At 73.8% G+C, this 19314-nt stretch carries 18 protein-coding genes; 17 read left to right on the top strand and 1 reads right to left on the bottom strand.

Annotated features, from left to right (window positions below; genetic code table 11):
- From ABIB53_RS01115 to ABIB53_RS01035, 17 genes are all read left to right on the top strand, one after another.
- Nucleotides 1-1542 carry a UDP-N-acetylmuramoyl-L-alanyl-D-glutamate--2,6-diaminopimelate ligase gene (locus tag ABIB53_RS01115; RefSeq protein ID WP_354586782.1) on the top strand — a complete coding sequence of 514 codons (1542 nt, stop codon included), beginning with the start codon at nucleotides 1-3 and terminating at the stop codon, nucleotides 1540-1542.
- On the top strand, nucleotides 1539-2921 hold the full coding sequence (locus tag ABIB53_RS01110) for a UDP-N-acetylmuramoyl-tripeptide--D-alanyl-D-alanine ligase (protein ID WP_354586781.1): 1383 nt from the start codon (nucleotides 1539-1541) through the stop codon (nucleotides 2919-2921). The genes ABIB53_RS01115 and ABIB53_RS01110 overlap by 4 nt, the downstream gene beginning before the upstream one ends.
- A complete protein-coding gene (gene mraY / locus ABIB53_RS01105) occupies nucleotides 2918-3997 on the top strand; it encodes a phospho-N-acetylmuramoyl-pentapeptide-transferase (protein WP_123093405.1) in 1080 nt (359 codons plus the stop codon). Before ABIB53_RS01110 ends, mraY begins: the two co-directional genes overlap by 4 nt.
- Entirely contained in the window at nucleotides 3994-5466 is a 1473-nt protein-coding gene (gene murD / locus ABIB53_RS01100; RefSeq protein ID WP_354586780.1) for a UDP-N-acetylmuramoyl-L-alanine--D-glutamate ligase, read from the top strand. Before mraY ends, murD begins: the two co-directional genes overlap by 4 nt.
- 4 nt (nucleotides 5467-5470) lie before the next feature.
- A complete protein-coding gene (gene ftsW / locus ABIB53_RS01095; protein WP_123093403.1) occupies nucleotides 5471-6754 on the top strand; it encodes a putative lipid II flippase FtsW in 1284 nt (427 codons plus the stop codon).
- Nucleotides 6751-7878 carry an undecaprenyldiphospho-muramoylpentapeptide beta-N-acetylglucosaminyltransferase gene (gene murG / locus ABIB53_RS01090; protein WP_354586779.1) on the top strand — a complete coding sequence of 376 codons (1128 nt, stop codon included), beginning with the start codon at nucleotides 6751-6753 and terminating at the stop codon, nucleotides 7876-7878. Before ftsW ends, murG begins: the two co-directional genes overlap by 4 nt.
- A complete protein-coding gene (murC, locus tag ABIB53_RS01085; protein WP_354586778.1) occupies nucleotides 7875-9335 on the top strand; it encodes a UDP-N-acetylmuramate--L-alanine ligase in 1461 nt (486 codons plus the stop codon). The genes murG and murC overlap by 4 nt, the downstream gene beginning before the upstream one ends.
- The gene (locus ABIB53_RS01080; protein WP_354586777.1) at nucleotides 9332-10051 is read left to right on the top strand and encodes an FtsQ-type POTRA domain-containing protein; all 720 of its coding nucleotides are present in this window, start codon (nucleotides 9332-9334) and stop codon (nucleotides 10049-10051) included. Before murC ends, ABIB53_RS01080 begins: the two co-directional genes overlap by 4 nt.
- 216 nt (nucleotides 10052-10267) lie before the next feature.
- Nucleotides 10268-11605, top strand: coding sequence for a cell division protein FtsZ (ftsZ, locus tag ABIB53_RS01075; RefSeq protein WP_123093399.1), 1338 nt, complete (start codon nucleotides 10268-10270; stop codon nucleotides 11603-11605).
- A 25-nt stretch (nucleotides 11606-11630) separates the two neighbouring features.
- Nucleotides 11631-12371: a peptidoglycan editing factor PgeF gene (gene pgeF / locus ABIB53_RS01070; RefSeq protein WP_502914613.1), complete on the top strand. Its 741-nt coding sequence runs from the start codon at nucleotides 11631-11633 to the stop codon at nucleotides 12369-12371.
- On the top strand, nucleotides 12368-13078 hold the full coding sequence (locus ABIB53_RS01065) for a YggS family pyridoxal phosphate-dependent enzyme (protein ID WP_354586776.1): 711 nt from the start codon (nucleotides 12368-12370) through the stop codon (nucleotides 13076-13078). Before pgeF ends, ABIB53_RS01065 begins: the two co-directional genes overlap by 4 nt.
- Nucleotides 13079-13138: 60 nt before the next feature.
- Nucleotides 13139-13618, top strand: coding sequence for a cell division protein SepF (locus ABIB53_RS01060; RefSeq protein WP_068275063.1), 480 nt, complete (start codon nucleotides 13139-13141; stop codon nucleotides 13616-13618).
- A 116-nt stretch (nucleotides 13619-13734) separates the two neighbouring features.
- Complete coding sequence (locus ABIB53_RS01055; protein ID WP_252974277.1) at nucleotides 13735-14010, top strand: YggT family protein; 276 nt, start codon at nucleotides 13735-13737, stop codon at nucleotides 14008-14010.
- A 65-nt stretch (nucleotides 14011-14075) separates the two neighbouring features.
- A complete protein-coding gene (locus ABIB53_RS01050; RefSeq protein WP_354586775.1) occupies nucleotides 14076-15248 on the top strand; it encodes a DivIVA domain-containing protein in 1173 nt (390 codons plus the stop codon).
- A gap of 192 nt (nucleotides 15249-15440) precedes the next feature.
- Complete coding sequence (locus ABIB53_RS01045; RefSeq protein ID WP_354586774.1) at nucleotides 15441-15977, top strand: TraR/DksA family transcriptional regulator; 537 nt, start codon at nucleotides 15441-15443, stop codon at nucleotides 15975-15977.
- Entirely contained in the window at nucleotides 15950-16645 is a 696-nt protein-coding gene (gene lspA, locus ABIB53_RS01040; RefSeq protein WP_354586773.1) for a signal peptidase II, read from the top strand. The genes ABIB53_RS01045 and lspA overlap by 28 nt, the downstream gene beginning before the upstream one ends.
- The gene (locus ABIB53_RS01035) at nucleotides 16638-17573 is read left to right on the top strand and encodes an RluA family pseudouridine synthase (RefSeq protein ID WP_229299106.1); all 936 of its coding nucleotides are present in this window, start codon (nucleotides 16638-16640) and stop codon (nucleotides 17571-17573) included. Before lspA ends, ABIB53_RS01035 begins: the two co-directional genes overlap by 8 nt.
- Nucleotides 17574-17610: 37 nt before the next feature.
- Here the strand turns inward: ABIB53_RS01035 and ABIB53_RS01030 are convergent, their stop codons facing one another.
- On the bottom strand, nucleotides 17611-19161 hold the full coding sequence (locus ABIB53_RS01030; RefSeq protein ID WP_354586772.1) for an AMP-binding protein: 1551 nt from the start codon (nucleotides 19159-19161) through the stop codon (nucleotides 17611-17613).
- Between the last annotated feature and the right edge of the window lie 153 nt (nucleotides 19162-19314).

Raw genomic sequence — 19314 nt, 5'->3', positions numbered from 1 at the left:
GTGCCATCGCCCCGCCCGCAGACCATCGACCCGGTCGCGCTCCAGGCGGTGTCGGAGGCTGCAGGACGCAGCAGCGACATCGTCGGGGACGCCGACCTCACCGTCACCGGTGTCACCCTGAGCACCTTCTCGGTCCGCCGGGGTGACCTCTACGCGGCCCTGCCGGGGGCCAACGCCCACGGCGCCTCGTACGCCGCCGCCGCCGTCCGTGAGGGTGCCCGTGCCCTGCTCACCGACGGGCGTGGCCTCGAGCTGGCCCGCGAGGCCGGCGTCGACGTGCCCGCCGTCGTCGTCGCCGACCCGCGCTCCGTCCTCGGCCGCGTCGCGGCCGCCGTCTACGGCACCGGGACGCCGGGCGGCCCGGGCGTGCGCTCCTTCGGCATCACCGGGACGAACGGCAAGACGACGACCGCCTACCTCCTCGCCGCCGCTCTCGAGGCCCTGGGGCGCAGCACCGGTCTCATCGGCACCGTCGAGACGCGGATCGGCCAGGAGCGGGTCCCGAGCGCACGCACGACGCCCGAGAGCCCCGACCTGCACGCCCTGCTCGCGGTGATGCGCGAGCGCGGCGTCGACGACTGCGTCATGGAGGTGAGCAGCCACGCCCTCGTCCTCCACCGCGTCGACGAGGTCGTCTACGACGTCGCGCTCTTCACCAACCTCTCGCAGGACCACCTCGACTTCCACGACGGCATGGAGGACTACTTCGCCGCCAAGGCGAGCCTCTTCACCCCCGAGCGCTCCCGCGCGGGCGTCGTCTGCGTCGACGACGCGTGGGGTCGCCGCCTCGCGGCGCAGGCCGGCGTGCCCGTGCGCACCGTCTCCTCCGACCCCGCCGTCCCCGCGGACCTCGTCATCACCTCGGTCGACGGCCCCGCCTTCGTCCTCGAGGGCGACGGGGTGAGCCTGGCCCTGCGCAGCCCGCTGCCGGGCGGCTTCAACCGCACGAACACCGCCGTCGCGGCGGCCGCCCTGCTCGTCGCCGGCCACGACCCCGCCGAGGTGGCCCGCGCCGTGGGCGCCGAGCCTCGCGTGCCCGGCCGCATGGAGGTCGTCGCCGCCCCCGAGGGCGCCGATGCCGCGCTCCTGCCCCGCGTCGTCGTCGACTTCGCGCACACCCCCGACGCCGTGGCCGCCGCGCTGGCCGCCCTGCGCGAGGGCACCACGGGCCGGCTCGTCGCCGTCCTCGGCGCCGGCGGGTCTCGCGACCCCGGCAAGCGACCCGGCATGGGCCGCGCCGCGGCCGACCACGCCGACCTCGTCGTCGTCACCGACGACAACCCCCGCTCCGAGGACCCCGCGGCGATCCGCGAGGCCGTCGCCTCGGGCGCCCGCCAGGGCGGCGCCGAGCTCGACGTCGTCGCCGACCGCCGGGCCGCCGTCGAGCACGCCGTGCGCGCCGCCGGGCCCGGGGGAGTCGTCGCGCTCCTCGGCAAGGGGCACGAGAGCGGGCAGGAGGTCGAAGGGGTGGTCACCCCCTTCGACGACCGCGTCGTCGCCCTCGAGGCACTCACCGCCCTCGCCACGGAGGTGGCCCGATGATCGCCCTCACCCTCGCCGAGCTCGCCCAGGTCACCGGGGGCACCGTCCACGGCGACCCCGCCGTCGTCGTCGACGGCCCGGTCGTCACCGACGCCCGTGAGGCCGCCGCCGGCAGCCTCTACGTCGCCCGCGTCGGCGAGCACGCCGACGGGCACGCCTACGTGCCCCAGGCCGCCGAGCGCGGCGCGAGCGCCGCCCTGACCACCCGACCCGTCGACGGCCTGCCGTGCGTTGTCGTGGAGGACACCCAGGCCGCCTTCGTCGCCCTGAGCCGCGCGCTCGTCGACCGCCTGCCGCAGCTGCACGTCGTCGGGATCACAGGGTCCTCGGGCAAGACGAGCACGAAGGACCTCCTCGGCGCCGTCCTGGCCGCCGACGGCGAGACCGTCGCGCCGCTGGGCTCGTACAACTCCGAGGTCGGCGTCCCGCTCACGGTCTGCCGGGTCACCGAGCGCACCCGCCACCTCGTCGTCGAGATGGGCGCCCGCGGCGCCGGGCACATCGCCTACCTCACGACGATCGCGCCGCCCCAGGTCGGCGTCGTGCTCAACGTCGGGCATGCCCACGTCGGCGAGTTCGGCTCCGTCGAGCACGTCGCCGTCGCGAAGTCCGAGCTCGTCGCCGCGCTGCCCGCGAACGGCGTCGCGGTCCTCAACGCCGACGACCACCGCGTCCGCGCCATGGCGGAGGTCACCGCTGCCCGCGTCGTCCTCGTCGGCGAGGCGCAGGACGCGGAGGTCCGTGCCACCGACGTCGTCCTCGACGAGGCCGGCCGTCCGCGCTTCACCGTCACCGCCCCCTTCGGCACCGCCCAGGTCGCGCTGCCGCTCGTCGGGCGCCACCACGTCGGCAACGCCCTCGCGGTGATCGCCGCCGCGCACGCCTGCGGTCTGGCCCTCGACGACGTCGTCGCGACGCTCGCGCAGGCCCGCCCGGCGAGCCGCTGGCGGATGGAGGTCACCGAGCGCCCCGACGGGGTGCGGGTGGTCAACGACGCCTACAACGCCAACCCCGACTCCATGGAGGCCGCCCTGCGCGCGCTCGCCGCGATGTCCTGCCGCGGCCGCCGGGTCGCCGTGCTCGGCTCGATGCTCGAGCTCGGCGAGGAGTCGCCCGCGCTGCACCGCGGCGTCGGCGAGCTCGCCGGCGCGCTCGGGGTCGACCTCGTGCTCGCCGTCGGCGACCTCGCCCGCGACATCGCGCACGGTGCCCGCGACAGCGGCGTCGCCACGGTCGAGTCCGTGGCCGACGTCGACGCCGCGCAGACCCTCCTGCACGAGCGACTCGCCCCCGGCGACGTCGTGCTGCTCAAGTCCAGCCGTGACGCCGGGCTACGGTGGCTCGGAGATCGGCTCAGCCACAGAGAGGACGCGCAGTGAAGGCGGTGCTCATCGCGGCAGTGGTCTCGCTCGTCGTGGCCCTGCTCGGGACGCCCATGCTCATCAAGGTGCTCGTGCGCCAGGGGTACGGCCAGTTCATCCGTGACGACGGCCCCACCTCGCACCACACGAAGCGCGGGACGCCGACGATGGGCGGGGCGGTGATCATCCTCGCCGCGGTGCTGGCCTACGCCGTCGCGCACCTCGCGACGTGGTCGCTGCCGACGGCCAGCGGGCTGCTCGTGCTCTTCCTCATGGGCGGCATGGGGCTCGTCGGCTTCGCCGACGACTACATCAAGATCAGCAAGCAGCGCAGCCTCGGGCTGCGCTCGCACGAGAAGCTCATCGGGCAGACCCTCGTCGGCGTGATCTTCGCGATCCTCGCCCTGCAGTTCCCCAACGACTCCTTGCGCACGCCGGCCTCGACGCACATCTCCTTCGTGCGCGACACCCCGCTCGACCTCGCCTTCGCCGGGCCGATGGTCGGCATCGTCCTCTTCGTCCTGTGGGCCAACCTCATGATCGCCGGGACGAGCAACGGCGTGAACCTCACCGACGGCCTCGACGGCCTCGCGACCGGTGCCTCGGTCATGGTCTTCGCCGCGTACGTGCTCATCTCCATCTGGCAGTTCAACCAGAACTGCCAGATCGAGCCCGGCCTCAAGTGCTACGACGTGCGCGACCCGCTCGACCTCGCGGTGGTCGCCGCGGCGGGCATGGGCGCCTGCTTCGGCTTCCTGTGGTGGAACGGCTCGCCGGCGAAGATCTTCATGGGCGACACGGGCTCGCTCGCGCTCGGCGGCGCGCTGGCCGGGCTGGCGATCACGACCCGCACCGAGCTCCTCATCGTCATCCTCGGCGGGCTCTTCGTGACGATCACCCTGTCGGTGATCATCCAGGTCGCCTCCTTCAAGTCCACCGGCAAGCGCGTCTTCCGGATGGCACCGCTGCAGCACCACTTCGAGCTGCTCGGCTGGCAGGAGGTGACGATCGTCATCCGCTTCTGGATCATCGCGGGGCTCTTCGTCGCCCTCGGCCTGGCGATCTTCTACGCCGAGTGGGTCGTCGGCGCGTGAGGGACCTCAGCACGCTGACGCACCGCGACGCGGACTGGTCGGGCCTGCGGGTCGTCGTCACCGGCCTCGGGGTCTCCGGCTTCGCCGCCGCCGACGCCCTGCTCGAGCGGGGCGCGCAGGTGAGCGTCGTCGACGGTACCGCCCCCGCGGAGGGCTCGCCGATGGCGCAGCGCTCGACGATCCTCGAGGTGCTCGGCGCCCGGATGCTCCTCGGCGACGCGGCCCCGGCGGGCCTGCTGGACGACGGGGTCGACCTCGTCGTCACCTCGCCCGGGTGGCCGCCGACCCAGCCCCTGCTCGCCGACGCCGCCGCCCGCGGCATCACCGTGTGGGGCGAGGTCGAGCTCGCCTGGCGGATGCGCCCCGAGCACGGCGGCGCGCCGTGGATCACGCTCACCGGCACCAACGGCAAGACGACGACGGTGCAGATGCTCACCTCGATCCTCACCGCGGCCGGGCTGCGCGCGTGCAGCGCGGGCAACGTCGGCACCCCGATCCTCGAGGCGGTCCTGCACCCCGACCCCTACGAGGTCATCGCCGTCGAGCTGTCGAGCTATCAGCTGCACTGGCAGGACTCGGTGCGCCCGCTCGCCTCCGCCTGCCTCAACATCGCCCCCGACCACCTCGACTGGCACGGCGGGTACGACGCCTACCTCGCGGCGAAGGGCAAGGTCTACGAGGGCACCGAGGTGGCCTGCGTCTACAACGAGGACGACCCGACGACCCGGCGCCTCGTCGAGGCCGCCGACGTCGTCGAGGGCTGCCGGGCCGTCGGCTTCACCCGCTCCAGCCCGGGGCTGTCCATGCTCGGTCGCGTCGAGGACCTCCTCGTCGACCGCGCCTTCGTGCCCGACCGCGGCCGGCAGGCCGCCGAGCTCGCGAGCCTGGCCGACCTCGGCGACGAGGGCGACGGGGTCCCCGACCACGTCGTCGCCAACGCCCTGGCCGCCGCCGCGCTCGCCCGTGCCTGCGGCGTCCCGCCCTCGGCCGTGCGCGACGGGCTGCGCGCCTGGCGTCCCGAGCCCCACCGCATCGCCCACGTGCTCACGGTCGACGACGTCCGGTGGGTCGACGACAGCAAGGCGACCAACCCGCACGCCGCTGCCGCGTCGCTGTCGGCCTACGAGCACGTCGTGTGGATCGCCGGCGGGCTGCTCAAGGGCGCCGAGGTCGACGACCTCGTCGCGGCGAACGCGCACCGTCTGCGCGCCGTCGTCCTCATCGGGCGTGACCGCGACCAGATCGCCGCGGCGATCGCGCGACACGCACCCGATGTCCCCGTCCTCGACATCGCCGCCACCGACACTGAGGCGATGGATCTCGTCGTGGGTCAGGCCGCGGCCGTCGCTCAGCCGGGCGACGTCGTGCTGCTCGCCCCCGCGGCGGCCTCCATGGACATGTTCGAGAGCTACGTGGCCCGCGGCGAGGCCTTCGCCACGGCCGTGCGGCGCCACCACGAGCAGGGATGAGCCGATGAGCAGCAACGCGACGAGCGGGGGGCGCCCGGTCGGTCGCACCACCCGTCTGCCCCGGGGCAGGGCCGGGTCCTGGACCCGCCTCGTCGACTCCCCGCTGACGACCTACTACGGGCTGCTCGGCATCGTCGGCATCCTCGTCACCGTCGGGCTCGTCATGGTCCTGTCGGCCTCGATGATCGTCTCGCTCAAGCAGAACGACTCGTCGCTGACGATCTTCTTGAAGCAGCTCGTCTTCGCGGTCCTCGGTCTCGCGGCGATGTGGTTCGCCGCGACCCGGTCCATCGCCTTCTGGCGGCGCAGCGCGATGCTCCTGCTCGCCGGCGGCGTCGGGCTGCTCGCCCTCGTGCCCCTCGTCGGCTACGGCTTCCAGGGCAACAAGAACTGGATCGGCGTCGGGCCCGTGAGCATCCAGCCCAGCGAGATCGCCAAGATCGGGCTCGTCCTCGGCGGTGCGCTCGTCCTCGAGCGCAAACGCGCGGCCCTGGGCGACATCCGCCAGGCCGTCGTCCCCTTCGTCGCGCCCATCGGGCTGGGCATCCTCACCCTCGTGATGATCGGCCACGACCTCGGCACGGCGATGGTCATCGCCGCGATCGTCGTCGGCATGCTCTTCGCCGCGGGCGTGCGGATGCGGTGGTTCGGCCTGGCGCTCGGGGTCCTCGGCGTCCTCGTCGCGATCATGGCCTCGGTGAGCAGCAACCGCATGGAGCGGATCGCGATCTGGCTCGACCCGGCACGCTGCGCGCCGGGCACCGACCTCTACTACGCCATCTGCCGGCAGCCGATGCACGGGCGCTACGCCCTCGCCGACGGCGGCTGGTGGGGCGTCGGCCTCGGCGGGAGCCGCGAGAAGTGGGGCTGGCTCTCCGAGCCGTACAACGACTTCATCTTCGCGATCATCGGCGAGGAGCTCGGCCTCTTCGGCAGCCTCGGGGTCATCGCCCTCTTCGCCGGTCTCGCGGTCGTCGGGATGCGTCTCGTGAGCTCGACCGAGGACTTCTTCGTCCGGGTCGCCACGGCCGGCATCTGCACGTGGGTCCTCGTGCAGGCGATGATCAACATCGGCTCGGTCATCGGCATGCTCCCGGTCATCGGGGTGCCGCTGCCCTTCGTCTCCTCCGGCGGCTCCTCGCTCGTGACGACGATGCTCGCCGTCGGCATCCTGCTCTCCTTCGCCCGCGCCGAGCCGACGTGCGCGGCGGCCCTGGCCTCGCGCCCCTCCCGCCTGCACACCCTCATCCCCGCCCGCCTCACCCGACGGAGCAGCAGCGCATCATGAGCACCACCCCCACCAGCCCACGCAGCGTCCTGCTCGCCGGAGGGGGGACGGCCGGGCACGTCTCGCCGCTGCTCGCCCTCGCCGACTGCCTGCGGCGGCGCGATCCCGAGGTCGCGATCCTCGCGGTGGGCACCGAGCAGGGCCTGGAGTCACGGCTCGTGCCCGCGCGCGGGTACGAGCTCGCGACGATCCCCAAGGTGCCGCTGCCGCGTCGCCCCTCCGGTGACCTGCTGCGCCTGCCCGGCGCGCTGCGCCGCGCGGTCGCCCGCGCGGGCGAGCTCGTCGAGTCCAGCGGCGCCGAGGTCGTCGTCGGCTTCGGCGGCTACGTCTCGACCCCCGTCTACCTCGCCGCCCGGCGCCGCGGCGTCCCGGTCGTCGTGCACGAGCAGAACGCCCGGGCCGGTCTGGCCAACCGGGTCGGCGCCCGGATGACGCGCCACGTCGGCATCACCTTCCCCCAGACCGAGCTCGCGCACGCCACCGTCACCGGCATGCCGCTGCGCCGTGAGATCGCCGACCTCGACCGGGCCGCCCGCCGGGCCGAGGGCCGTGCGCACCTCGGCCTGCACCCCGACCTGCCCACCGTGCTCGTCACCGGCGGGTCGCTCGGGGCCAAGCGGCTCAACGACGCCTTCGCCGCGAGCGTGGCCGACCTCGGCGCCGCCGGCGTGCAGGTCCTGCACGTCACCGGGCGGGACAAGGACTTCGAGCCCGTCGGGGCGGTGCCCGGCGTCCCGTACGTCGTCGTGCCCTACCTCGACCGGATGGACCTCGCCTACGCCGCCGCCGACGTCGCCGTGTGCCGCTCCGGGGCCAACACCGTGTGCGAGCTGACGGCCGTCGGGCTGCCCGGTCTCTACGTGCCCCTGCCCATCGGCAACGGCGAGCAGCGGCTCAACGCCACGGGCGTCGTCGCCGCGGGCGGCGGCACCCTCACCGAGGACTCCGAGGTCACCCCGGCGTGGGTGCGCGACGTCGTCGTGCCCCTGCTCGGCGACCGCGAGCGGGTCGCGACGATGTCGCTCGCCGCCTCCGCCGTGGGCGAGCGCGACGGCGACGAGCTGCTCGCCGACCTCGTCGGCCGGGCCCTCGCGGCCGCGCGCGGGGCGGGGGAGGGCGCATGAGCGTGCGCGACCGCCTGCCCTTCCGTCTCGACGTCGACGCGCCGGTCCCGCGCCTGGCCGAGCTCGGCCGGGTGCACGTCCTGGCCGTCGGCGGCGCGGGCATGTCCGCCGTCGCCCGGCTGCTCCTCGACGCCGGCGCCCGCGTGAGCGGCAGCGACGCCAAGGACGGCCCCGTCCTGGACGAGCTGCGCCGCCGGGGCGCGCAGATCTGGGTCGGTCACGACCCGGCCCACGTCGACGGGGTCGACACCGTCGTCGTCTCCTCGGCCATCCGTGACAGCAACCCCGAGCTCGTCGCCGCCCGCGAGGCCGGCACGCGCGTGCTCCACCGCAGCCAGGCCCTCGCGGCTGCGATGGGAGAGCAGCGCCGGGTCGCGGTCGCCGGGGCGAACGGCAAGACGACGACGTCGTCGATGCTCACCTCGGCCCTGCTGCACCTGGGCGCCCGGCCCTCCTTCGCCCTCGGCGGCGAGCTCGCCAGCCAGGGCACGAACGCCGCCCTCGGCGGCGGGCCCGACTTCGTGGCCGAGGCCGACGAGTCCGACGGCTCCTTCCTCGTCTACCACCCCGACGTCGCGGTCGTGACGAACGTGCAGGCCGACCACCTCGACTTCTACGGCGACCTCGCCACGGTCGAGCAGGCCTACGCCGAGTTCGCCCGGACCGTGCGCCCCGGCGGCCTCGTCGTCGCCTGCGCCGACGACCCGGGCTCGGCCCGGCTCGCCGACGCGGTCCGCGACGCCGGCGGTCCGCACCCCGACGGCGGGCAGGGGACGCGCGTCGTCACCTACGGCTTCTCGCCCGACGCCGACGTCCGTCTCGCCGACCCGGTGCTCGAGGGTCATGGCGCGCGGGCCCAGGTCGCGCTCGAGGGCGTCGTGCACGACCTCGTGCTGCGCGTCCCCGGGCGGCACAACCTGCTCAACGCCGCGGCGGCCCTCGCCGCAGCCGTGCTCGGCTGCGGGCACGACGCGCGCGCCGTGCTCGCCGGTCTCGCGGACTTCGCCGGCACGCGCCGCCGCTTCGAGGTGCGCGGCGAGGTCGACGGCATCACCGTCGTCGACGACTACGCCCACAACCCCGGCAAGGTGAGCGCCGTCGTCGCCACCGCCTCCGAGATCGCCCGGCCGGGCCGCCTGCTCGTCATCTTCCAGCCGCACCTGTACTCGCGCACCGCCGACTTCGCCGCGGACTTCGCGGCCGGTCTCGCCCCGGCCGACGACGTCGTCCTGCTGCCGATCTACGGCGCGCGGGAGGACCCGGTGCCCGGGGTGACCTCCGAGGTCGTCGCGGAGCCGTTGCGCGCGGCCGGTCGGGTCGTCGCCGTGCTCGAGCCCGAGGCCGCCGTCGCGCACGTCGTCGCCCGGGCGCGCCCGGGCGACCTCGTCATGACGATCGGCGCGGGCGACGTCACCGCGCTCGGCGCGCCGGTCCTCCAGGGCCTGCGGCAGCGATGACGAGCACCCAGCACGCGCGCTTCGAGCAGCGCCAGGCCGACCTCGCGGCCGACCGCCGCCGCCGGTGGGCCTGGGGGAGCGGGGCGGTCGCCGTCGTCGCCGCGGGCGTCTACGTCGTCGGCTTCAGCCCCCTCCTCGCCGTCCAGGACGTCGACGTCGTCGGGGCCGAGCCGGGCGACACCGCGGCCATCGGCGAGCTCGCCGCCGACGCTCACGGCCGACCCCTCGCCCGGGTCGACGTCGGCGCCATCGTCGACGGCGCCGAGGCCAGGCCCGGGGTCGAGTCGGCGACGGTCGTGCGCGACTGGCCGCGCACCCTTCGCGTCGACGTCGTGCCCCGGATCCCCGCCCTCGCGGTGAACCGGGGTAAAGGTCAGGTAGAGGTCTACGACATCGACGGCATCCGCATCCGCTCGACGGGGTCGGTGCCGAAGGGGGTCCCGACGATCTCCGCGGACCGGGGCGCCGAGGTGAGCGGGCACGGGGTCACGGCGGCGCTGTCGATGCTCGAGGCCCTGCCGCAGGACGTGCGCGAGCAGGTCTCGGCGGTGACCGTCGACGCCGCCGACCGGGTGAGCTTCCGGATCGGGCGCACGACCGTCGTCTGGGGCGACGAGGCGCAACCTCAGCTCAAGGTGCAGGTCATCGACGTGCTGCTCAAGGGCCGTCCCAAGGTGCTCGACGTCTCGGCCCCAGACACCCCCGTCACCCGTTGAGCCACCCCGCGCGCAGGTGGGTCAGGCACCCGTCGAGAGCACAGTCCGGCCACGATCTGCAGACCCGTCCCGACACGCGGGGGACCTGCCTTGCGACGGGCGTCCGTGACGCATAACGTCAGCGGCACACCGGTCGTGATCAAAACGTAACTCTCAAGTTGACGTCGAGATTTCGTCTCGAGAAGTCCAGCACGTCACCCATCCAGGAGAACCCCCGTGGCATCTGCCCAGAACTACCTCGCCGTCATCAAGGTCGTCGGCATCGGCGGTGGAGGTGTCAATGCCATCAACCGGATGATCGAGGTCGGCCTCAAGGGCGTCGAGTTCATCGCCATCAACACCGATGCCCAGGCCCTCCTCATGAGCGACGCCGACGTCAAGCTCGCCGTGGGTCGCGAGCTCACCCGTGGTCTCGGCGCCGGTGCCGACCCCGAGGTCGGCCGCAAGGCCGCCGAGGACCACGCCGACGAGATCGAGGAGGTCCTCAAGGGGGCCGACATGGTCTTCGTCACCGCGGGCGAGGGCGGTGGCACCGGCACCGGTGGCGCGCCCGTCGTCGCGAAGATCGCCAAGTCGCTCGGTGCCCTGACGATCGGTGTCGTCACCCGCCCCTTCACCTTCGAGGGCCGCCGCCGCGCGACCCAGGCCGAGACCGGCATCCAGTCGCTGCGCGACGAGGTCGACACCCTCATCACGATCCCCAACGACCGGCTGCTCTCGATCAGCGACCGCGCCGTGTCGATGCTCGACGCCTTCCGCAGCGCCGACCAGGTGCTCCTCTCCGGTGTCCAGGGCATCACCGACCTCATCACCACCCCGGGTCTGATCAACCTCGACTTCGCCGACGTCAAGTCCGTCATGCAGGGCGCGGGATCGGCTCTCATGGGCATCGGCTCGGCCCGCGGCGAGGACCGCGCGGTCCAGGCGGCCGAGCTGGCCATCAGCAGCCCGCTGCTCGAGGCGAGCATCGACGGCGCGCACGGCGTGCTCCTGTCGATCCAGGGTGGCTCCGACATCGGTCTCTTCGAGATCAACGAGGCCGCCCGCCTCGTCCAGGAGGGTGCGCACCCCGACGCGAACATCATCTTCGGTGCCGTCGTCGACGACGCGCTCGGCGACGAGGTGCGGGTGACGGTCATCGCCGCCGGCTTCGACGGCGGTGCGCCGAACGCCCGGCCCGACGAGCGGGCCCTCGGCACGATCCAGGGCTCGAGCCAGCAGGGCTCGGGCCAGCAGGGGTCGAGCCAGCGCGGCGCGCAGCAGGGCGGTCAGCAGCGCCCGCAGGGCGGGCAGCCCGTCTCGCAGGGTCAGCGCCCGGCGCCGGCCCAGCAGCCGGCCGCCCAGCCCCAGCAGCGCCCCCAGCCGCAGCCGGTCGGCGGCCAGGGTGGTCAGCGCGAGCAGGCCGCCCCCGCGCAGCCCGTCGCCGTGCCGGTGCAGGACGAGGCCCAGCAGGCCCCGGCCGCCCCGCAGGAGCGCCCGCAGGTGCAGCAGCCCCCGCGTCAGGTGACCTTCGACGAGGGCGACGACCTCGACGTCCCCGACTTCCTCAAGTGAGGGTGCGCTGAGCACCCTGCACGACGTGAGCGAGCACCCCTTCGCCCCCCTGCCGACGCAGCACCCGCTGCGCTGGGAGAGCCGGGACGAAGGGGTGCTGCGCGCTGTCACCCATCGGCTCGGCGGGGTGAGCGAGGGTCCCTACGACGGGCTCAACCTCGGGGGCCACGTCGGTGACGACCCCACGGCGGTCGCCCGCAACCGCGCGCTCGTCGAGGAGGCGGTCGGCACCCCGGTCGCCTACATGGACCAGGTGCACGGCGCCGACGTCGTCCACGTGCGCGCGGCCGGCGGGTCGCCGACGTGCGACGCGATGGTGAGCGACACCCGCGGCGTCACGCTCGCGGTGCTCGTCGCCGACTGCACCCCGGTGCTCCTGCACGACGCCCGGGCCGGGGTCGTCGGCGCGGCCCACGCGGGTCGGCCCGGCATGCTCGCCGGGGTCGTCCCCGCGACCGTGGCGGCCATGCGCGACCTCGGGGCCGAGCAGATCACCGCCACGCTCGGGCCGTCGGTGTGCGGCCGCTGCTACGAGGTGCCGGCCGCGATGCGCGAGGACGCCGCCGCCACCAGCCCGGCGTCCTACGCCATGACCTGGCAGGGCACCCCGGCGATCGACGTCGCGGGCGGTGTCGTCGAGCAGCTGGCCGCCCTCGACGTCGCCGTCCAGTGGCTGCCCGGCTGCACCCGCGAGGACCCGACCCTCTACTCCTACCGCCGCGACGGCACGACCGGCCGGCTCGCCGGGCTCGTGGGGCTGGCATGAGCGCCACCCCCGAGCGCGTCGCCGAGCTGCAGGAGCGGCTCGCCGCCGTCCACGCGCGGATCGACGCCGCGTGCGCGGCCACCGGTCGCCCGCGCGACGAGGTCCGGCTCGTCGTCGTCACGAAGTACTTCCCCCGCAGCGACCTCGACGCCCTCGTCGGGCTCGGGGTGCGCGACGTCGCGGAGTCTCGCGCCCAGGAGGCGACGGCCAAGCTCGCCGAGGGCGACGGCCCGCCGCCGGGCGTGCGCACCCACTTCGTCGGGCAGATCCAGAGCAACAAGGCCGGCGAGATCGCCCGCCTGGCCGACGTCGTGCACTCGCTGGACCGGGCGAAGGTCGTGCGTGCCCTCGCCCGGGGCGCCCAGGCCGCCGGGCGCGAGGTGACCGGCCTCGTCCAGGTCGACCTCGAGGGGTCCGACGCCGGGCGCGGCGGGGCGCAGCCGCAGGACGTGCCCGCCCTGGCCGATCTCGTCGTCGAGAGCGGGCTGCGCCTGGGCGGGGTGATGGCCGTCGCCCCCCGGGGTGCGGACCCGGCGCCCGCCTTCGCCCGGCTCGCCGAGCTCGCGGCGCAGGTGCGCGCCGAGCACCCGGGTGCGGTGATGATCTCGGCGGGCATGAGCGGCGACCTCGAGCAGGCCGTCGCCCACGGGGCGACACACCTGCGTGTCGGCAGCGCAATCCTCGGAGATCGGCAGTCCCACCGGTAACTTCGGTCACGACCGGCGAGTGGAGCGGCCCCGTGAGGCTGCAGGCAAGGAAGTAGAGACATGGGACTGCGTGACGCGATGGTGTACCTCGGCCTGGCCGAGGATCAGAAGCGCTACGACGACTACGAGGACCAGTACGTCGACGAGGCGGACGAGAGCTATGACGAGGTCGAGGAGGCGCCCCGCGCCGAGGTGACCCGGCTGCGCCCCGTCGAGCGCCACGACCACGCCGCTGCCGTCCGGGAGGTGCCTGTGGGCCAGCTCAACCGCATCACGACCATCCACCCGCGCACGTACAACGACGCCCGAGCCATCGGCGAGAGCTTCCGCGACGACGTGCCGGTCATCATGAACCTCAGCGACATGGACGACTCCGACGCCAAGCGTCTCGTCGACTTCGCCGCGGGGCTCGTCTTCGGCCTCCACGGCTCGATCGAGCGCGTGACGAACAAGGTCTTCCTGCTCTCGCCGGAGCACATCGAGGTCGCCGCGGAGGGTGCCGACGAGCCTGCCGCGCGCAACCTCTTCAACCAGAGCTGACCGCGCACCGCTCGCCGTCCCGCCCGACGCCCGGCCCCTCGTCCCACGAGGAGCCGGGCGTCGCGTGTCGTACCCGGTGCGGCGAGCTCGCAGGTCGGCAGGTTTAGATAGGGCCCATGGAGCTGATCCGGGCCGTCGTCCACCTCGTGCTGTACGCCTTCTTCCTCGTGCTCATCGGGCGGCTGATCTTCGACTGGATCCAGGTCTTCGCCCGCGAGTGGCGGCCCCGCGGGATCGCGCTCGTCGTCGCCGAGGTCATCTACTCGATCACCGACCCGCCGCTCAAGGCCATCCGAAAGGTCATCCCGCCGCTGCGTCTCGGCGGCGTCCAGCTGGACCTCGCCTTCCTCGTGCTCATCCTCGGTGTCTCGATCCTGCTGCGTATCATCTAGGGTGACTCGATGCCTGCTCGCGGGAGCGACAGGCGTCTCACGTGTCCGTGCAACGAGGAGAAGAGATGGCGCTGACGCCTGAGGACGTCCTCAACAAGACGTTCACCCAGACCCAGTTCCGACGGGGTTACGACGAGCGCGAGGTGGACGACTTCCTCGACGAGGTGGTCGCCGAGATGCGCCGCATGGTCAAGGACGGCGAGGACCTGCGGGCCCGCGTCCAGGACGGCGACGCCCCGGCGACGACGTCCGCCGCGGCCGCGCCCGCCCCGGCCGGTGACTCCGGCCAGGCCGTCAAGGAGCGCGACGCGCTCATGCGGCGCAACGACGAGCTCAAGGCCCGTCTGGAGAAGGAGCAGAGCGCTCTCGCCGACGCGCAGAAGCGCGCGAGCGAGGCCGAGGCGCGCGTCAAGGCGCTCGAGGAGCAGCAGGGGCGCGAGTCCCGGTCGCGCGACGAGCAGGCCGCCGCCGCGAAGCGCGGCGCCGACGAGCGCGTCAGCACCGTCACCGCCCGCGCCGAGGAGGCCGAGAAGGCCGCCCAGGAGCGCATCGCCAAGGCCGAGGCCGACGCGAAGAAGGCGGAGGCCGACGCCAAGAAGGCCCAGGAGGACGCCCAGCGCCGCCGCGAGGCCGCCGAGCGCGCCGCCGCCGAGGCCGAGGCGAAGGCCCAGGCCGCCCAGCAGGCGCCCGCGCCCGCCGCGACGGCTCCCGGCCAGGGTGACCAGGCCGCTGCCTTCGCCGGTGGTGCCGCCACCGGTGGCGGGGCCAGCGGTCTCATCGCGCTCGCGCAGCGCCTGCACGACGAGCACGTCGCCGAGGGCCAGTCCCAGCACGACAAGCTCGTCGCCGAGGCGAAGGCGAAGTTCGAGGAGCTGGTCGGTCAGGGCCAGGCGCGTCACGACGAGCTCGTGACGAAGGGCCAGACCCAGCACGACGACCTGCTCTCGCGCGGCAAGGCCGCGAACGAGAAGCTCGTCGGCGAGGGCACCTCGCAGCGCGACAAGCTCATCGGCGACGCCACGAGCAAGAGCCAGGGCATGGTCGCGGAGGCCGAGGAGAAGAAGAAGCGCATCCTCGGCGACCTCGAGCAGCGCAAGACCGAGGTCGAGAAGCAGATCGCGGACCTCAAGTCCTTCGAGAAGGACTACCGCTCGCGGCTCAAGGACTACATCTCGGGCCAGCTCGCCGAGCTCGACACCGTCGGGACGACCGAGCGCCCGGCGCAGAAGCAGGGCTGACCCGGCGCCCGCGAGGGCACCACGGCTCCACGACGACGGGGGTGAGCGCGCAGGTCGCGCTCACCCCCGTCGTGCTGTCCTGCGCCGACACCGGACAGGGCGGGCCCTGCGGTGGCCGCTGCGTCCCCGGGGCGTCTATCCTCAGGCCACCTTCGGCCCGCGATCGGCGGGCCGTGCCAGCTGAGGACGGACATGGCCAGGTCGAGCACCACCGCCGCGGCGAAGACCCCTGCGACGAAGAAGACCGCGAAGAAGAGCGCGGCGAAGAAGTCCGCCGAGGAGTCGGCGGACACGACGACGAGCACCCGGACCCGCTCCAAGGCCGGCGACGTCGCCCCCACGCTCGTCGTGCGCGACGACGAGGCCGCGTGGACCAAGGCCGAGCTCAAGGCCGTGCGCAAGGAGATCGACGACGAGGTCGCCCGCCTGCGCACGGAGATCGAGACCGCCGAGCACGACCTCGTCGACCTCATGCGCGACCACGCCGACGGGTCGGGCGACGACCAGGCGGACGCAGGGGCGAAGACCTTCGAGCGCGAGCAGGAGGTCACCCTGGCCAACAACACCCGGGCGATGCTCATCCAGAACCTCCACGCCCTCGAGCGGATCGACGACGGGACCTACGGACGGTGCGAGTCCTGCGGCAACGCGATCGGCAAGCTTCGCCTCCAGGCCTACCCACGTGCGACCCTGTGCGTGACATGCAAGACGAAGCAGGAACGACGCTGACCCCTCCCACCGACCCCGCAGCCGACGGGGGCGCCGCCGACGGCGCTCCCGACGACGCGAGCGGGGCACGACTGCGACCGCGGACCCGGGCGACCCTCGCCCCCTTCGCCCTGCTCGCCCTGGTGACCCTCGGTCTCGACCAGGCGAGCAAGGTGTGGGCGCTGGGCTCGCTCGACGACGGGCACGTCGTGCCCCTCGTCGGCGACGTCCTCAGCCTGCGGCTCATCCGCAACCCCGGCGCGGCCTTCTCGATCGGTGACTCCTCGACGGTCGTCATGACCGCCCTGGCCGTCGCGATCACGATCGCCGTCGTCGTCGCCGCCTGGCGCGCGGCGAGCCCGCGCTGGACCGCCGCCCTCGGGCTGCTCCTCGGCGGCTCGCTGGGCAACCTCTCCGACCGCTTCTTCCGCGAGCCCGGACCGGGCCGCGGCCACGTCATCGACTTCATCGACTACGGCGGGCTCTTCGTCGGCAACGTCGCCGACATCGCGATCGTGCTCGGCGCGGTCGTCGTCGTGTGGCTGACCTTCACCGGGGTGGGCCTGGACGGCGTGCGCGCCGGCCGGCACGCCCGTGACGAGGACACCGACGACGCCGAGGACGAGACGCAGGAGAGACCGGCCGCCGAGCCGGCCCAGGAGCAGACGAAGGGGGAGCGAGATGCCTGACGTGCGCAACGTCCTCGTGCCGGAGGGCCTGGCCGGCGAGCGGGTCGACGCCGCCGTGGCGCGTCTCTTCGGCGTGAGCCGGACCAAGGCCGCCGAGCTCGCCGCGGAGGGCCACGTCGTGCTCGACGGGTCCGCCGTCGGCAAGTCCGAGCGCGTCCACGACGGCAGCCACCTCGAGGTGAGCCTGCCGAGCCCGGAGGAGGTGCCGCGCGTCGAGGTCGTCGCCGAGCCCGTCCCGGGCATGCGCGTCGTCCACGACGACGACGACATCGTCGTCGTCGACAAGCCCGTCGGGGTCGCCGCCCACCCGAGCGTGGGCTGGACCGGCCCGACGGTGCTCGGAGGTCTGGCCGCGGCCGGCTACCGCATCACGACGAGCGGCGCGAGCGAGCGCCAGGGCATCGTCAGCCGTCTCGACGTCGGCACCTCGGGCCTGATGGTCGTGTGCAAGAGCGAGTACGCGTACTCGGTGCTCAAGCGGGCCTTCAAGGAGCGCACGGTCGACAAGACCTACCACGCGCTCGTCCAGGGCCTGCCCGACCCGCACGTCGGCACGGTCGACGCACCGATCGGCCGCCACCCCGGGCACGACTACAAGTTCGCCGTCATGGACTCCGGCAAGCACGCGATCACGCACTACGAGCTGCTCGAGGCCCACCGGCACGCGTCGCTCGTCGAGGTGCACCTCGAGACCGGCCGCACTCACCAGATCCGCGTCCACATGGCCGCGCTGCGCCACCCTTGCGTCGGCGACCCGCTGTACGGCGCCGACCCGACGCTCGGCCGCCGGCTCGGGCTCGAGCGCCAGTGGCTGCACGCGATGGGCCTGGGCTTCACCCACCCGGGGACCGGCGAGTACGTGCACTACGAGAGCACCTACCCCGAGGACCTCCAGGTGGCCCTCGACCGGCTCCGCGAGCTGCGCTGAGCCGGTCGGGCCCGCCCGGCCCGGTCGGGAGCAGAGGTCAGTTGACCTGGCGGTCGCGGCCCTGCCAGTACTGGGCGCGGAGCTTGAACTTCTGCAGCTTGCCGGTCGCCGTGCGGGCGAGCTCGTCGCGGAACTCCACCGACGTCGGGGCCTTGTAGCCCGCGGCCTTGCCCTTGCACCACGCGATGAGCTCGGCCTCGGTGACCTCCTCGTCGTGGTCGGGGTCGAGGACGACGAGGGCCTTGATCGTCTCGCCCCACCGCTCGTCGGGCACGCCGATGACGGCGACCTCGGTGACCGCGGGGTGGGCGAAGAGGACGTCCTCGACCTCGATCGAGGAGACGTTCTCGCCGCCGGTGATGATGACGTCCTTCTTGCGGTCGCTGATCGTCAGGTAGCCGTCCTCGAGCGTGCCGCCGTCGCCGGTGTGGAACCACCCGTCCTCGAGCGCCGCCGCGCTCTCCTGCGGCTGCTCCCAGTAGCCCTCCATCACCTGGTTGGCCCGGGCGAGGACCTCTCCCTCGGGGGAGACGTCGAGCTCGACGCCGAGGGCGGGCGCCCCGGCGCGCACGAGCCGCGCGGCGCGCTCCTGCGGGTCGAGGTCGTCCCACTCCGCGCGGGTGCGGTTGACGGTGAGCAGGGGAGAGGTCTCGGTGAGCCCGTAGATCTGGATGAGCTCCCAGCCCAGCTCGGTCTCGACGCGCGCCACGGTCGTCGTGGGCGGCGGGGCGCCGGCGACGACGATGCGTACCCGCCCGCGGCCGGGGATCTCGCCCTCCCAGTCCTGGGCGGCGGCGAGGACCGAGGCGACGACGGCCGGCGCGGCGCACATGACGCTCACCCCTTCGTCGCGGACCCGGCGCAGGATCTCGGCGCCGTCGATCTTTCGGATGACGACGTGGCGGGCGCCGACGCCCGTCATCGCGAAGGGCATGCCCCACCCGTTGGCGTGGAACATGGGCAGGGTGTGGAGGTAGACGTCGCGGTCGCCCGCCCCGATGTGCATGGCGAAGGTCACCGCGTTGGTCCAGATGTTGCGATGGGTGATCTGGACCCCCTTCGGGCGGGCCGTCGTGCCCGAGGTGTAGTTGATCGTCGCCGTCGCGTCCTCGTCGGGCTCCCAGGGGCGTGGCTGCGGCGGGTCGCCCTCGAGCGGCGCGTCGCCGAAGAGGTGCTCGTCCTCGCCGAGGACGAAGACGTGCTCGGCCTCGAGGTCGGCGAGCTGGTCGCGCAGCTCGGGGTCGACGTAGACGACCCGGGCCCCGCTGTGGCCGACGATGTACTGGACCTCCTCGAGCGCGAGGCGGAAGTTCACCGGCACGAGGACGCGGCCCGAGCCGCACACCCCGAAGAAGCTCGTGAGCAGGCGGGCGGAGTTGTGCGAGACGACGGCGACCCGGTCGCCGACCTCGAGGCCCAGGGAGTCGAGATGGGCCGCCTGGGCGTGCGCCAGGCGCCGCATCGCGGCATAGGTGACGTCCTCGAGCGGGGGAGCGGGCTGGGCCGGCTCGTCGACGACCGCCACCCGGTCGCCGTAGACGAGGGCGGCCCGGTCGATGAAGTGGTTGACGCTGAAGGGGACGCGCATCGTGAGCCCTCCCGAAGGGGTCGTCGAGGTCACCGGGGTGCGGCGACGGGTGCCGTGGACACCCTGACGCTAGCCCCGCCGACCGCTCGCCGCACGGGATCGTGGCGGATGTCCGACGGACGGCTCGGGGCTGTCGGCGAGCGGCCGTAGGAT

This window comes from Janibacter sp. UYMM211 (assembly GCF_040547045.1).
Classification (GTDB): domain Bacteria; phylum Actinomycetota; class Actinomycetes; order Actinomycetales; family Dermatophilaceae; genus Marihabitans; species Marihabitans melonis.
The sequence above is the reverse complement of the archived record's forward strand: the minus strand, read 5'-3'. Positions and strand labels throughout refer to the sequence as shown.

Excerpts from the sequence above, each read along its gene's own strand:
- ABIB53_RS01030 (WP_354586772.1), bottom strand. The coding sequence starts at position 19,161 with ATGCGCGTCCCCTTCAGCGTCAACCACTTCATCGACCGGGCCGCCCTC.
- lspA (WP_354586773.1), top strand. The coding sequence starts at position 15,950 with ATGCAAGACGAAGCAGGAACGACGCTGACCCCTCCCACCGACCCCGCA.
- ABIB53_RS01050 (WP_354586775.1), top strand. The coding sequence starts at position 14,076 with ATGGCGCTGACGCCTGAGGACGTCCTCAACAAGACGTTCACCCAGACC.
- ABIB53_RS01110 (WP_354586781.1), top strand. The coding sequence starts at position 1,539 with ATGATCGCCCTCACCCTCGCCGAGCTCGCCCAGGTCACCGGGGGCACC.
- ABIB53_RS01080 (WP_354586777.1), top strand. The coding sequence starts at position 9,332 with ATGACGAGCACCCAGCACGCGCGCTTCGAGCAGCGCCAGGCCGACCTC.
- murG (WP_354586779.1), top strand. The coding sequence starts at position 6,751 with ATGAGCACCACCCCCACCAGCCCACGCAGCGTCCTGCTCGCCGGAGGG.
- ABIB53_RS01060 (WP_068275063.1), top strand. The coding sequence starts at position 13,139 with ATGGGACTGCGTGACGCGATGGTGTACCTCGGCCTGGCCGAGGATCAG.
- ABIB53_RS01065 (WP_354586776.1), top strand. The coding sequence starts at position 12,368 with ATGAGCGCCACCCCCGAGCGCGTCGCCGAGCTGCAGGAGCGGCTCGCC.
- ftsW (WP_123093403.1), top strand. The coding sequence starts at position 5,471 with ATGAGCAGCAACGCGACGAGCGGGGGGCGCCCGGTCGGTCGCACCACC.
- ABIB53_RS01055 (WP_252974277.1), top strand. The coding sequence starts at position 13,735 with ATGGAGCTGATCCGGGCCGTCGTCCACCTCGTGCTGTACGCCTTCTTC.
- ABIB53_RS01035 (WP_229299106.1), top strand. The coding sequence starts at position 16,638 with ATGCCTGACGTGCGCAACGTCCTCGTGCCGGAGGGCCTGGCCGGCGAG.
- murC (WP_354586778.1), top strand. The coding sequence starts at position 7,875 with ATGAGCGTGCGCGACCGCCTGCCCTTCCGTCTCGACGTCGACGCGCCG.
- ABIB53_RS01045 (WP_354586774.1), top strand. The coding sequence starts at position 15,441 with ATGGCCAGGTCGAGCACCACCGCCGCGGCGAAGACCCCTGCGACGAAG.